Origin of the sequence: Amycolatopsis magusensis, assembly GCF_017875555.1 — a bacterium.
Taxonomy (GTDB): Bacteria; Actinomycetota; Actinomycetes; order Mycobacteriales; family Pseudonocardiaceae; genus Amycolatopsis; species Amycolatopsis magusensis.
In genome coordinates this window covers 5,595,050-5,607,660 of record NZ_JAGGMS010000001.1, presented here as the reverse complement: position 1 = coordinate 5,607,660, position 12,611 = coordinate 5,595,050, and the positions used below count along the sequence as shown (strand labels likewise).

The 12,611-nt window shown below is 70.0% G+C and carries 9 protein-coding genes and 1 pseudogene; 9 read left to right on the top strand and 1 reads right to left on the bottom strand.

The window, feature by feature from the left end; all coding sequences use genetic code 11:
* The first annotated feature begins 3 nt into the window (after positions 1 to 3).
* Genes JOM49_RS25110 through JOM49_RS25100 form a run of 3 tightly spaced genes read left to right on the top strand, consistent with a single transcriptional unit; the run spans position 4 to position 3,382 of the window.
* Positions 4 to 873 carry a branched-chain amino acid ABC transporter permease gene (locus JOM49_RS25110; protein WP_209666689.1) on the top strand — a complete coding sequence of 290 codons (870 nt, stop codon included), beginning with the start codon at positions 4 to 6 and terminating at the stop codon, positions 871 to 873.
* Positions 870 to 2,672, top strand: a complete 1,803-nt coding sequence (locus JOM49_RS25105) for a branched-chain amino acid ABC transporter ATP-binding protein/permease (protein WP_209666688.1) — start codon at positions 870 to 872, stop codon at positions 2,670 to 2,672. The genes JOM49_RS25110 and JOM49_RS25105 overlap by 4 nt, the downstream gene beginning before the upstream one ends.
* Positions 2,669 to 3,382: an ABC transporter ATP-binding protein gene (locus JOM49_RS25100; protein WP_209666687.1), complete on the top strand. Its 714-nt coding sequence runs from the start codon at positions 2,669 to 2,671 to the stop codon at positions 3,380 to 3,382. The genes JOM49_RS25105 and JOM49_RS25100 overlap by 4 nt, the downstream gene beginning before the upstream one ends.
* A gap of 245 nt (positions 3,383 to 3,627) precedes the next feature.
* On the opposite strand, the gene JOM49_RS25095 is transcribed toward JOM49_RS25100, so the two are convergent.
* Positions 3,628 to 4,596 (bottom strand): ThuA domain-containing protein, encoded by a 969-nt coding sequence (locus JOM49_RS25095; RefSeq protein WP_209666686.1) that lies wholly within the window; start codon positions 4,594 to 4,596, stop codon positions 3,628 to 3,630.
* Positions 4,597 to 4,734: 138 nt separating this feature from the next.
* On the opposite strand from JOM49_RS25095, the gene JOM49_RS25090 reads away from it, so the two are divergent.
* The 6 genes and pseudogenes from JOM49_RS25090 (at position 4,735) to JOM49_RS25065 (ending at position 12,604) form a co-directional block, all read left to right on the top strand.
* Complete coding sequence (locus JOM49_RS25090; protein WP_209666685.1) at positions 4,735 to 6,840, top strand: outer membrane protein assembly factor BamB family protein; 2,106 nt, start codon at positions 4,735 to 4,737, stop codon at positions 6,838 to 6,840.
* Between the two features lie 94 nt (positions 6,841 to 6,934).
* Positions 6,935 to 8,799 (top strand): annotated as a pseudogene (locus JOM49_RS25085) (bifunctional sugar phosphate isomerase/epimerase/4-hydroxyphenylpyruvate dioxygenase family protein); the annotation flags it as partial.
* Positions 8,773 to 9,672 (top strand): sugar phosphate isomerase/epimerase family protein, encoded by a 900-nt coding sequence (locus JOM49_RS25080; protein WP_209671568.1) that lies wholly within the window; start codon positions 8,773 to 8,775, stop codon positions 9,670 to 9,672. The pseudogene JOM49_RS25085 and the gene JOM49_RS25080, both read left to right, overlap by 27 nt.
* A gap of 106 nt (positions 9,673 to 9,778) precedes the next feature.
* Complete coding sequence (locus JOM49_RS25075; protein ID WP_209666684.1) at positions 9,779 to 10,552, top strand: ABC transporter ATP-binding protein; 774 nt, start codon at positions 9,779 to 9,781, stop codon at positions 10,550 to 10,552.
* Between the two features lie 10 nt (positions 10,553 to 10,562).
* Positions 10,563 to 11,324, top strand: a complete 762-nt coding sequence (locus JOM49_RS25070; protein WP_209666683.1) for an ABC transporter permease — start codon at positions 10,563 to 10,565, stop codon at positions 11,322 to 11,324.
* A gap of 41 nt (positions 11,325 to 11,365) precedes the next feature.
* A complete protein-coding gene (locus JOM49_RS25065) occupies positions 11,366 to 12,604 on the top strand; it encodes a serine hydrolase domain-containing protein (protein WP_209666682.1) in 1,239 nt (412 codons plus the stop codon).
* Positions 12,605 to 12,611 lie beyond the last annotated feature (7 nt).

Genomic DNA, 12,611 nt, shown 5'->3' with positions numbered 1-12,611 from the left:
GCGATGGAGGTCTTCTTCCAGACCCTGGTCGGCGGGCTCGGGTTCGGCGCGGTCTACGCACTGGTGGCCATGGGCTTCTCGATCGTCTACCGGACGATGGGGCTGGTCAACTTCGCCCACGGCCAGGTGGTGATGATCGGCGCCTACGCGGCGTCGACGTTCTACATGTCCGCGCGCCTGCCGTTTTTCGTCGCGATCCCGGTGGCCATGCTGGTCACCGGCATGATCGGGCTGGTCATCGAGCGGGTGCTGCGGCCCTTGGAGAACAAGGACTTCGACCTCATGCTGATCGGCACGATCGGCTTCGGCATGGTGCTCGAAGCGGTGGCCACGATCATCTGGGGCGCCACCGGGCACGCGGTGCCGTCCCCGGTGGACACCGAACCGCTCGACGTGTTCGGCATCCGCATCCGGACCTACAGCCTGGTCGTGCTGGCCATCGCCGCGCTCGCCACGGTCGCGCTGGTGCTGTTCCTGCAGCGCACCAAGCGGGGTGCGGCCATGCAGGCGGTGGCGATGGACCACGAGGCGGCGACCGCGGTCGGCATCCACGTGGGCCGTAGCAACGCCGTCGCGTTCGCCATCGGCGCCGGGCTCGCCGCGCTGGCGGGGGCGCTGGTCGCGCCGATGCTCTACGTCAACCCGACGCTCGGCGGCTCGCTGGGCATCAAGGGGTTCGCCGCGGCCATCCTCGGCGGCTTCGGCAACATCCAGGGCGCGATCGTCGGCGGCCTGGCGATCGGCGTGCTCGACTCGTACCTGGCCGGGCGGTTCCAGGCGTACTCCGAACTGGTGGTGTTCCTGGTGTTCACCGTGGTCATCATGATCAAGCCGACCGGGTTGTTCGGCGAGCGGACGGTGAACCGCGCATGAGGCTCCGCATCGCCGGTTTCGGCGTGGTCGCCGTGGCCGCCTGGTTCCTCCCGTACCAGCTCGGCCCGTACGGCATCCACGTGATGGACATCGCGATCGTCTTCGCGCTGCTGGCCATCGGCCTCGGCCTGGCGATGGGGCTCGGTGGCCAGATCAACCTCGCGCAGGTCGCGTTCTTCGGGGTGAGCGCCTACGCCGTCGCCATCCTCACCACCGGGGCGGGCTTCGGGTTCTGGACCTCGGCGGTGCTCGCGGTGCTGGCGACCGTGCTGGTCGGGTTGTTCGTGGGCACGCCCGCGCTGCGGATGCAGTCCCACTACCTCGGCATCGTCACGCTCGGGCTGGCGCTGGCGTTCACCAACTGGGTCACCAACAGCACCCTGACCGGCGGCGCCGACGGCATCTCCGGCATCCCGGTCCCGCCGCTGTTCGGCATCGACCTGTCGAACGAGTACCTGTACTACTACTTCGAGTTGATCGTGTTCGGCCTGGCGCTGGGGTTCGCCGGGTTCATCGCCTACACCGGGCTGGGCCGCCGGATGCGGGCGATGCGCGACGACTCGCTCGCGGCCGGTGCCGTCGGCGCTCCGGTGCCGATCCTGCGGATGGCCGCCTTCGTGCTCGCGAGCCTGTACGGCGGTCTCGCCGGGGTGCTCTACGCCGGGCTCATCCGGTACGTGGCGCCGGAAACCTTCAGCATCGCCAACATGTTCCTGCTGCTCGCGATGGTGATCATCGGGGGCAGGCAGAGCATCCTCGGGTGCGTGGTCGGTGCCATCGCCCTGTCTCTGGTGCGGGAGGTGCTGGTCGACTTCTCCGTCTACGCGCAACTCGGCTTCGGCGCCGTCGTGGTGCTGATGGTGGTGTTCGCCCCGACCGGTCTCGCGGGTATCCCGTCACGGCTGTACAAGGTGGTGCGGCGGCGGAAGGCCACCGCCGAACGAACCGCGCTGGGCCCCTTCGCCCCGGCACCGGCGGCGGAACACGGGCCGGGGTCGAGCCTGGAGATTTCCGGGATCAGCAAGCACTTCCGCGGGCTGAAGGCGCTCACCGGGGTGTCCATGTCGGTCAGCCCCGGCGAAATCCGCGGGGTGGTCGGGCCGAACGGGTCCGGCAAGACCACGCTGTTCAACATCGTCAGCGGTATCTACAGCGTGTCTTCGGGGTCGGCGTCGGTCGACGGCCGGGTGGTGACCGGGCGGCGCCCGCACCAGCTCTCCCGGCTGGGCCTGGCGCGGACGTTCCAGAACCTGCGGCTCTTCGACCGGATGACCGTGCGGGACAACATCCTGGTGGCGCTGGACCGGTCGTCGATGGTGGCGGTGTGGCGGTACGTGCTGTGGCCGATCGGCGTCCTGCGTGAGGAACGCGAGTTGCGGGCGCGAGCCGACGAACTGCTGGCCCGGTACGGGCTCACCGACTTCGCGGGCGCGGCGCCCGGATCGTTGCCCTACGGCATCCAGCGCAGGCTGGAGATCGCCAGGGCCATGGCGAGCGGGCCGACGCTGCTGCTGCTCGACGAACCGGCCGCCGGACTCAACGGCCAGGAGGTCGGTCAGCTGAGCGAGATCGTGCGGTCCATCCGGGACAGTGGGGTGACCGTGGTGCTGATCGAGCACAACATGGGGCTGGTCATGTCGCTGTGCGACCGGGTGACGGTCCTGGCCGGCGGCGGGGTGATCGCCGACGGCACCCCGGCGGAGGTGGCGGTGCGCCCGGAGGTGATCGAGGCCTACCTGGGTGACTCGATGAACACCGCCGAGATCGCCGCCGAGGTCGGCTCGGAGGTGGCCCGGTGAACGGCGGACTGGTGGTGTCGGGGTTGTCGGTGCACTACGGCGGGGTGCGGGCGGTCGACTCGGTGAGTTTCACCGTCGGCGCGGGCGAGTGCGTCGGCACCACCGGCGGGAACGGGGCGGGAAAGTCGTCCACGCTCAAGGCGCTGATGGGGCTGGTGCCGAGGACGGCGGAGACCATCCGGTTCGGGGACAGCGACCTCACGAAGGTCAAAGCCCGCGACATCGTGCGGCACGGCATCGGGTACGTACCGGAGGGGCGGCACGTATTCCCCGGCCTGACGGTCGAGAAGAACCTGCTGCTCGGCGCGTACGTGCGGAAGTGGAAGGGGCCGACGCTCACCACCCTCGGCGAGGTGTTCGACCTGTTCCCGGTCCTCGGCGAAATGCGGGACCGGCTCGCGGGCGCGCTGTCGGGCGGTCAGCAGCAGATGCTGGCGGTCGGCCGGGCGCTGATGACGAACCCACGGCTCATCCTGCTCGACGAGCCTTCCATGGGGTTGTCACCGAAGCTGATCGAGGACATCCTGGCGGTGTTGCAGCGGCTGCGTGCCGCCGGGCATGCGTTGTTGCTGGTGGAGCAGAACGCGAAACTCACCTTCGAGGCCACCAAAACCTGCCTGGTGATGGAAAACGGCGAGGTAGCCATGACCGGCGCCTCCCAGGACCTGAGCCGCGACCCCCGAGTACGCCAGATCTACCTGGGCCTCTGAGCGCCCCAAGCCCGGACAACTGTGGAGTTCGGCTTCCTGAACGTGGGGTTCACCCGCACGAACGTGAGGTTCGGCTGCACGAACGTAGAACTCGCCCAGGATGCAGCTCGGGGCGAACCCCACACTCACGCAGCCGAACCCCACACTCGGGACGTCCCCCGGCCCGATGAATGCTATGAGTGGGGCATTACTTGCGTTCAATGCAAGTAATGCCCCACTCATAGCATTCGCCCGGCGAGTGCGGGCTAGCGGCAGAAGGGGGCGGCGCCGGCGGCGGAGCGGATGCCCCCGGCGAGCAGTGCGCGGAAGTGAGCTGAACCGTCCACTGTGGACGTGCCGGTGAAGGCGCTGCCGTCGTGGCCGAGAGTGGTGACCCAGGAGCGGCCACCGTCGTAGTACTGGCACCAGGCCACCGGGTGGTGGTCGCCGTGGCCCGGGTGGCCGCTGCCCCCGCGTACGCCCTGGGCCAGCGAAGACTCCTCGACCTCGGCCAGCACCCGCACCTCGCTCGGGAAGGGGACCAGGTTGTACCACTCGTCGGCGAACTGCCACCGGCCAGGAAGATCCTTGGTGGACACGTCCTTGCGGCTGACGGTCCGTACCGTCCCCGGCTGGTACGGGCCGTGGTCGTAGTAGTTCGCGTTGCCCAGCAGGCCTTCGTACCACGGCCAGTTGTACTCGGTGCCGAACGCGTTGTGGATGCCGACGAACCCGCCACCCCCGCGGATGTACTGCCGCAGCGCGGTCTGCGCGGCGTCGTCGAGCGTGTCCCGCGTGGTGCTCAGGAAGATCACCGCGTGGTAGGGGAAGAGGCGCCCGGCCGACGAGAGCTGCGTGACGTCCTCGGTCCAGTCGACGGCGAATCCGTTCTCCTGACCCAATCGGACCAACCCCTGTTGCGCCACGTTGCCGTCGACCAGCGGCGGGTTGAGGCCGGGTGCGAGAGCCGGGCCGAGGTTCGCGTGCCGGGGACCCGCCGTCCGCGAGTAGACCAGCACGCGGATCCCTTGCGACAGGTCGAAATTGCCCCAGTCGTGGTAGCACTGCGGCCGCACGCCCCGGCACACGCCGTAGTCCGGCTCCCCCAGTTCCCTCGCCCCCGGCCGGTCCCCGTTGTTCGCCGCCGCCGGTCCGCCGACCGCCAGGACGGTGGCCGCCACCGCCACCGCGGCGCTCACGATCGCGGTCACCGTCATCGCTACTCGTCTGTGCACGTCCTGACCTTTCGCCGGGTCCGCGACGCGGACCGAAGAAACCATGCCGGTCTTGTGAAGCACGACGTGCCGAGCTTACGCTGAACCATCTCACAGTCCACATGGTCCACCAGGCGGACCTGACGGAGGTAGCGCGGCATGGCGGAGATCCAGCGCAGGGAGTTCTTCAAAGGCGCGGCCGCCGCCGCGATCGGCGTGGGCGCGCTGTCCGGCGCACCCGCGGCGGCGGACCCGGCGGGCCACCGGCCGCCCATCGCCACCACCCCCGGCGGCCGCGACTTCCCGAAGGTCGGCGGCAACCTGGGCAACCAGAACTACTCCGCGCTCGACGATCTCCACCGCGGCAATGTGCGCAAGCTCGGCGCGGCCTGGGTCAACCGGATCGAAGGCGGCCTCACCACCGGCACGAACCAGAGCACCGCGGTCGCGGTCGACGGCGTGCTCTACATCGAGTCCGCGCCGGGCAACGTGTTCGCCGTGGACGGCCGGACCGGCGTCACCAAGTGGGTCTACCGGCAGACCCGCGGCACGCTGACCCGCCGCGGTGTCGCGGTCGGTGACGGCAAGGTCTTCACACACGCCAACGGCAGCTGGATCGTCGCGCTGGACCGGGAAACCGGCGCGGTCGCGTGGGAGAAGCAGATCACCGAGTACGGCTCGCTGGAGAAGGTGGCCATCGTTCACCACGAAGGACGCCTCTACCTCAGCACCGCCGACGGCGACCGCGGCGCCGGGCTCGCGGTCGACGCGGACACCGGGGAACTCCTGTGGCACTTCTGGGGCATCCCGGGACCGGGCGAGTTCGGCAACGACACCTGGGAAGGCGAATCCTGGGCCGAAGGCGGCGCCACCCCGTGGATTCACCCCGCGATCGACCCCGACCTCGGCCTGGCGTACTGGACCTTCGGCAACGCACGCGGCAGCCGGTCGTCCCAGGACGGTTCGGAACGCGGCGGGATGAACCTGTTCGCCAATTCACTCGTCGCCATCGACCTGGCCACCGGCGAATACCGCTGGCACTTCCAGTCCGTCCACCACGACATCTGGGACATGGACAACGTAATGGCGCCCGTGCTCGCGGACGTGCGGATCCACGGCCGTCCCCGCAAGGTGGTGATCTACGGCAGCAAGACCGGCATGTACTACATCCTCGACCGGGAGAACGGCTCGGCGCCGCTGGGCATCGACGAACGGCCGGTCCCCCAGGAGCCGCGCCAGAAGACCTGGCCGACGCAGCCGTTCCCCCGCCAGGGCCCGTGGACCGAGACGACGGTCGTCGACCAGCCGCTGGGCACCGCGATCCCCGGCGACCCCAACCGCGCGGTCCCCCACTACGCCCGCGGCTCGCTGTTCACCCCGCACTGGGACGTGCCCGTCCTGTCGATCCCCGGGCACGGCGGCGGCGCCGACTGGAGCCACCAGTCGTTCAGCCACCGCACCGGCTGCGTCTACACCGGGTTCGGTTACGTGGCCGCCGCCCACTCGCTCACCGAATCGAGCAACGGCCTGCGCCCGCCCGGCGAGTACCAGACCGGCGGGATCGTCGCCGTCGACGTGCGCACCAACCAGGTGCGGTGGAAGAAGCGGATGCCGTACTCCCTCGCGCACGGCAACGGAATCCTCACCAGCGCGGGCGGGCTGTTGTTCATCGGCCAACCCGACGGCTACCTGCTCTGCCTCGACGCGGACAACGGCCGCGAGCTGTGGCGGTTCCAGTGCGGTGCGGCGATCAGCAGCAGTCCCATCCTGTACGAAGTGGACGGTGAGCAGTACGTGGCGGTCTACGCCGGCGGCACCGGCATCCCGTACGGCAACTCGGCCCCGCGCGGCGACTTCCTCTGGGCGTTCAAGCTCGGCGGCCGGGTCGCTCCCGCACCGGTCCCGCCGCCCCCGGTCGCCCGCAGACCGGTGTCCGGCGCCCCGGTCGACGGCAGCGCGGTGCGGGACACGGTGATCATCGGGCGCACCTACGATCCGGCGACCGGCGCGATCGGCGCCACCGAGTCGACCGCGGTCAACGCCATGGCCCCGACCCACCTGCGGGTCCCGGTGGGCACGGCCGTCACGTTCACCAACCACGCGGGCAACGCGGGCACCCGGGGCGCGACCCAGTTCTTCGAAGGGCTTTTCGACGTGCGCCTCGCTCCGGGTGAGTCGCACACCCACACGTTCACCGCGAAGGGCGAGTACTTCTTCAACGACCCGGCGAGCCCCCGTTCGACCGGCAAGATCGAAGTCGTCTGACGGGATCCGGGGGTGTTCGGCGCCGGGTCGTCGGCGTATAAGTAACTATCTAGTTCGTTCGCACCACATCGTTGCCCTCACCGAGGAGTGCGACATGGCACCGCGTGACGACACCGGCCGCTCCCCCGAAGCCGCCCCGGCACTGAGCATCGCCACCGTGTGCCTGTCCGGCACGCTCGAGGACAAGCTGATCGCCGCGGCCGCGGCCGGGTTCGACGGCGTCGAGATCGTCGAGGCGGACTGCTCGCGGCACCGTGGTCACCGCGCGAGGTGCGGCAGCGCTGTGCCGACCTCGGCCTCACGATCGATCTGTACCAGCCGTTCCACGACTTCGAAGCCGTTCCGCCGGACGTGCTCGCCGCGAACCTGCGGCGCGCGGAACGCAAGTTCGACGTGCTCGAGCAGCTCGGCACCGAAACCCTGCTGCTCTGCTCGTCGCTGTCCCCCGACGCGGTGGACGACGACGATCTCGCGACCGAACAGCTCCACCTGCTGGCGAGCCGGGCCGCCGCCCGCGGTCTCCGCATCGCCTACGAAGCCGTCGCGTGGGCCCGGTTCGTCCGCACCTACGCCCACGCGTGGCGGATCGTGCGCCGCGCCGGCCACCCGGCGCTCGGCCTGTGCCTGGACAGTTTCCACGTGCTCGCCGGGGACGCGGACCTGACCGCGGTCCGGGTCATCCCGGGCACCAAGGTGTTCGCGCTGCAACTGGCCGACGCGCCACGGCTGTCCATGGACACCGCGCAGTGGAGCCACCACCACCGGCTCTTCCCCGGTCAGGGCTCGTTCGCCCTCGCGGAGTTCGCCCGGGCGGTGCTCGCCATCGGGTACCGGGGCCCGCTCGCCCTCGAAGTGTCCAACGACGTGTTCCGCCAGGCCGACCCCCGCCGGTCCGCGACGGACGCCATGCGCTCGCTCGTCGCGCTGCGGGAGTCGCTGGGCGACCGGTTCGTCCCGCCGGACCTGCCCGCAGCACCCGCGCTGGCCGGGCACGTGTTCACCGAACTGGCCGTGGACGACGTGTCGGGCCCGGTCTTCGAGCGCACGCTGACGGCCTTCGGGTTCACGCACGTCGGGCGACACCGCTCGAAGCCGGTGCAATTGTGGCAGCAGGGCGACGCGCGCGTACTCCTCAACGCCACTCCCCGTGTGGCCGCCGCGCCCGGCACCGCGGAACTGTCGGCGCTGGCCGTGGAAAGCGCCGATCCGGCCGCGTCCGCGACACGGGCCGAGCGCCTGCTCGCGCCTGTCCTGTCCCGCCGCAGGCAGCCTCAGGAGGCGGAGCTGTACTCGGTCGCCGCTCCCGACGGGACCACGGTCTTCTTCTGCCGCACCGGCGATCCGGGCAACGACTGGCTCGCCGACTTCGACCCGACCGGTGCCGGGCCCGGTACCGCCGGGCTGCTGGCGGGCATCGACCACGTCTCGCTCACCGAGCCGTTCGACGACTTCGACCAGGCGGCGCTGTTCTACCGGGCGGTGCTCGGCCTGCGGACCCAGCCCGCGATGGAGCTGGCGGCCCCCTTCGGCCTCATCCGCAGCCGGGCCGCGACCGACCCCGGCCACCGGGTGCGCCTGACGCTGAACGCGGCCCTCTTCCGCCGCGGCGAGTGGGCGCCCGCGGTGCCGGAACCCCAGCACATCGCGTTCACCTCGACCGACGTCATCGCGAGCGCACGGGCGCTCCGGGCGATGGGCGCGCCGTTGCTGGACCTCCCGGGCAACTACTACGACGACCTCGACGCCCGCCTCGAGCTGCCACCGGAGTTGAGCGCGCCCCTGCGCGAACTGTCGATCCTGTACGACCGCGACGAGCACGGCGAATACCTCCACGTCTGCACCGAGGTGCTCGGCTCCCGGGTGTTCTTCGAGGTGGTGCAACGGATCGACGGCTACGCGGGCTACGGCGCCGCGGCCACCGCGCCGATCCGCATGGCCGCGCAACGCCGACGCCGCCTGGTCACGAAAACGGTGATCCCCCAGCCCGCCTCGGTGCGCGAGGACTTCTCCGCGCACGACTACTCGGTGGCGCATCTGTCAGCCCTCACCCTGTCCCCGCCCGAACTCATCGAGGCCGCCGCCGAAGCCGGTTACCGTTACGTCGGGCTCCGGCTCGCCAGGGTGACCCCGGACGAACCGCACTACCCGATCGCGACGGATCCCGCACTGCTGAAGCGGACCAAGAGCGCACTGGCCGCCACCGGCATTCGAGTGCTGGACGTGGAACTGGCGAGGATCGGCCCCCACGACGATCCGAAGCGCTTCCTCCGGCTGCTGGAGACCGGCGCCGAGCTGGGTGCCCGGCACGTCATCACCCAGCTCCCCGACACTGACCGCGACCGCAAGATCGAGCACTTCGCGCAGCTCTGCGACCTGGCGGCACCACTGGGTCTGTCGGCGGACCTCGAATTCCCGTCGTGGACCGAAACCCCGGATCTCACCGAAGCGGCCCATGTCCTGCACGCGGCCGGCCGTCCGAACGCCGGGATGCTGATCGACCTGCTGCACTTCGCCCGCTCGCGATCGAGCATCGGCGAACTCGCCCGGCTCCCGCGCGAATGGTTCCACTTCGCCCACGTCTGCGACGCCCCGGCCCGTATACCGTCCACAGTGGAGGGTTTGATCCACACAGCTCGTTACGAGCGCCTGTTCCCCGGTGAGGGCGGTATCGACGTGACCGGCATCCTCGCCGCACTGCCGCCCGGCATCCCCTACGCGCTGGAGATCCCCCGCGCCAGCTTGACGGCCCAGGTGGGCGAGAAGGAAAGCCTCCGCCGGGCGATCACCTCGACCCGGCGGCACCTCGGCACGGCACTGCGCCCGGCGCGCTGACCGTCCGCGACGGTTGACGCCTCGCCACTAGCTAGTGTTACTATCTACCGGTACCTAGTGACACTGTATAGCTCGCCGGGGGCACCGGCAGAAATAAGGCATCCTGATGTCCACACAGCTCGTCCAGGCGATCCAGGTGCGGGACCTGGAGAAGTCCTACGGGGATCTGCAGGTGTTGCGCGGGGTCGAGTTCGACGTGGCGCGAGGCAGCATCTTCGCCCTGCTCGGCTCCAACGGGGCAGGCAAGACCACCGTCGTGCGGATCCTGTCCACTTTGCTCAAAGCGGACGCGGGAACGGCCAGCGTCGGCGGTTTCGACGTCGTCACCCATCCGGCGAACGTGCGGGAGGCGATCAGCCTCACCGGCCAGTTCGCCGCGGTCGACGAAATCCTCAGCGGGCGGGAAAACCTGGTGCTCATCGCCCGGTTGCGGCACCAGGAACGCCCGGGTGAGATCGCCGACGCGCTGCTGGAACGCTTCTCGCTGACCGACGCGGCCGCGCGGCGGGTCTCGACCTACTCCGGCGGGATGCGCCGCCGCCTGGACATCGCCATGAGCCTCATCGGGAATCCGTCCGTGATCTTCCTGGACGAACCGACCACCGGGCTCGATCCCCAGGCCCGCGCCGAGGTGTGGCAGGCGGTCAGGGAACTCGCCGGGCAGGGCACGACGGTGCTGCTCACCACCCAGTACCTGGAGGAGGCCGAGCAGCTCGCCGACCGGATCGCGATCCTCCACGAAGGACGGATCATCGTGGACGGCTCCCTCGCCGAGCTCAAGCAACTGCTCCCGGCCGCCAAGGTCGAATACGTCGAGAAGCAGCCGACCCTCGAGGACGTGTTCTTCTCCATCGTCGGCGACGGCCGCACGGAAAAGTAGGGAAACGACGATGAGCACACATGTTTGGGGCGACACCTCCGTCCTGCTCGGACGGTCACTGCGCCACATCACCCGCAGCCCGGACACCATCATCACCACCGTCGTCACGCCGATCGCCATGATGCTGATGTTCGTCTACGTCTTCGGCGGCGCGATCGCCACGGACTCGGCGTCGTACGTGAACTACATGCTGCCCGGCATCCTGCTGATCACCGTCGCCTCGGGCGTGGCCTACACCGCGCTCCGGCTCTTCACCGACCTGAAGAGCGGGATCTTCGAGCGCTTCCAGTCCCTGCCGATCGCCCGGTCGGGCGTGCTGTGGGCACACGTGGTGACCTCGGTGGTCGCCAACCTGGTCTCGCTCGTGATCGTCGTGGGCGTCGCCCTGCTGATGGGGTTCCGCTCGGGCGCCGGGGTGCTCGCCTGGCTCGCGGTCACCGGCATCCTGCTGCTGTTCACCCTGGCGCTGACGTGGATCGCCGTCGTCGCCGGGCTCGGCGCGAAGTCGGCGGAAGGCGGGAGCGCGTTCTCCTACCCGCTCATCTTCCTGCCGTTCCTCAGTTCGGCGTTCGTCCCCACCGCCACCATGCCCGGCCCGGTGCGTGCCTTCGCCGAGCACCAGCCGGTGACCTCCATCGTCAACGCCATCCGCGACCTGTTCGCGCAGCGACCGGTCGGCACCGGCATCTGGGTCGCCCTCGCCTGGTGCGCCGGCATCCTCGTCGTCGCCTATGTCTTCGCCGTACTCAGCTACCGCCGCAAGATCTCCTAGTCGCCTCGCGACCGTCCCGACTGTCCGGAAAGGACTCCAGCATGACGAACGAAACGGCACAGCGCCTCAACGGTGTGGAGCCGGGGTGGGGGAAGGTCGCCGACGCCTTCCGCGCGAACTTCGACGGGGACCCCGGTGAGCTCGGCGCGGCGTGCAGCGTCTACGTCGGCGGCCGTCCGGTGGTCGACCTGTGGGACGGCCTCGCGGATCGTGAGAGCAACCAGCCGTGGCGTGAGAACACCATCGTCCAGGTCGCCTCCACGACCAAGGGCGCGGCCGCCATCTGCGCGCACCTGCTGGTGCAGCGCGGTGAACTGGACCTCGACGCACCCGTGGTCCGGTACTGGCCGGAATTCGGCGCGGCGGGCAAGGAGGAGATCCTGGTGCGCTGGCTGCTGTCCCACCAGGCCGGGCTGCCGATCGTCGACGGACCCCTGACCTTCGAGGAGGCGTGCGACTGGGACCCGGTCATCCGCGCGCTCGAGGTGCAGAAACCACTGTGGCAACCGGGCACCGAGCACGTCTACCACGCCGTCACCTACGGGTTCCTGGTCGGCGAGGTCGTCCGCCGGATCACCGGGAAGTCACTCGGCGGGTTCTTCGCCGACGAGGTGGCCGGCCCGCTCGGGTTGCGCGCCTGGATCGGGCTGCCCGAGGACCAGGAGCCCCAGTTGTCGCGGTTCGAGGACGCCGCTCCGTTCACCGTGGAGGAACTGACCGCGGGGATGATCAAGATGACCGGGCTCGACGCGGACACGGTCACCGCCTGGGTCGAGTCCATGTGGAGCCCGGGTTCGATCCAGGCCCTCGCGGGCGTGCTCGGCGGCGCCATGGACCCCTCGACCGGCTATTTCCGGACCCGGGCCTGGCGCGCGGCCGAGTTCCCGGCCGCGAACATGATCTCGGACGCACGATCGCTGGCCCGGATGTACGCCGCCACGGTCAGCGACGTCGACGGCGTGCGGCTGCTCACCCCGGCCACCGTCGAAACGATGTCCGCCGTCCAGACCAGCGAGACCCGGATGCACGCGCTGCCGCCGGGCCTGGACGTCCCACCGCACCGCTCCTTCAACATGTCACTCGGGTTCTGGCGAGCCTGCCCACCGGTGCCGATGGCCGGGCCGTCATCGTTCGGTCACCCGGGATCCGGCGGCTCGATCGCCTTCGCCGATCCCGACGCCGAGCTCGGCTTCGGCTACGTCACCAACCTCTGGAACTACCGGCCCGACGACCCGCGGGCGGCGAACCTGGCCGAGGCTGTCCGGGCCTGCCTCGGCTGAGCGGAGC

Coding starts and splice junctions, on each gene's coding strand:
- JOM49_RS25070 (WP_209666683.1), top strand. CDS start 10,563: ATGAGCACACATGTTTGGGGCGACACCTCCGTCCTGCTCGGACGGTCA.
- JOM49_RS25080 (WP_209671568.1), top strand. CDS start 8,773: ATGGCCGCGCAACGCCGACGCCGCCTGGTCACGAAAACGGTGATCCCC.
- JOM49_RS25105 (WP_209666688.1), top strand. CDS start 870: ATGAGGCTCCGCATCGCCGGTTTCGGCGTGGTCGCCGTGGCCGCCTGG.
- JOM49_RS25090 (WP_209666685.1), top strand. CDS start 4,735: ATGGCGGAGATCCAGCGCAGGGAGTTCTTCAAAGGCGCGGCCGCCGCC.
- JOM49_RS25065 (WP_209666682.1), top strand. CDS start 11,366: ATGACGAACGAAACGGCACAGCGCCTCAACGGTGTGGAGCCGGGGTGG.
- JOM49_RS25110 (WP_209666689.1), top strand. CDS start 4: ATGGAGGTCTTCTTCCAGACCCTGGTCGGCGGGCTCGGGTTCGGCGCG.
- JOM49_RS25075 (WP_209666684.1), top strand. CDS start 9,779: ATGTCCACACAGCTCGTCCAGGCGATCCAGGTGCGGGACCTGGAGAAG.